Here is a 354-nt window from a genome sequence, read left to right on the forward strand (position 1 = left end):
TTGGTGGAGGAAGATGGATTCGAACCATCGAAACGTAACGTAACAGATTTACAGTCTGCCCCCTTTGGCCACTCGGGAATTCCTCCGTTTTATGGAGCTGGCAATAGGAATCGAACCTACAACCTGCTGATTACAAGTCAGCTGCTCTACCGTTGAGCCATGCCAGCATTATTTACTTTTTAATTAATGGTGGGCACAACAGGGCTCGAACCTGTGACCCTCTGCTTGTAAGGCAGATGCTCTCCCAGCTGAGCTATGCGCCCATTAATTGGTGGAGGAAGATGGATTCGAACCATCGAAACGTAACGTAACAGATTTACAGTCTGCCCCCTTTGGCCACTCGGGAATTCCTCC

General features: G+C 48.9%; 4 tRNA genes. All 4 read right to left on the reverse strand.

Features of this window, described 5'->3' with window-relative positions:
• Position 1: 1 nt before the first annotated feature.
• Positions 2–86 (reverse strand) — tRNA-Tyr (locus NG901_RS16640).
• A gap of 6 nt (positions 87–92) precedes the next feature.
• Positions 93–167 (reverse strand) — tRNA-Thr (locus tag NG901_RS16645).
• 20 nt (positions 168–187) lie between these two features.
• Positions 188–263 (reverse strand) — tRNA-Val (locus NG901_RS16650).
• Between the two features lie 6 nt (positions 264–269).
• A tRNA-Tyr gene (locus tag NG901_RS16655) sits at positions 270–354 on the reverse strand.

Origin of the sequence: Clostridium sp. CMCC3677 (assembly GCF_023845585.1) — a bacterium.
Taxonomy (GTDB): Bacteria; Bacillota; Clostridia; order Clostridiales; family Clostridiaceae; genus Clostridium; species Clostridium aquiflavi.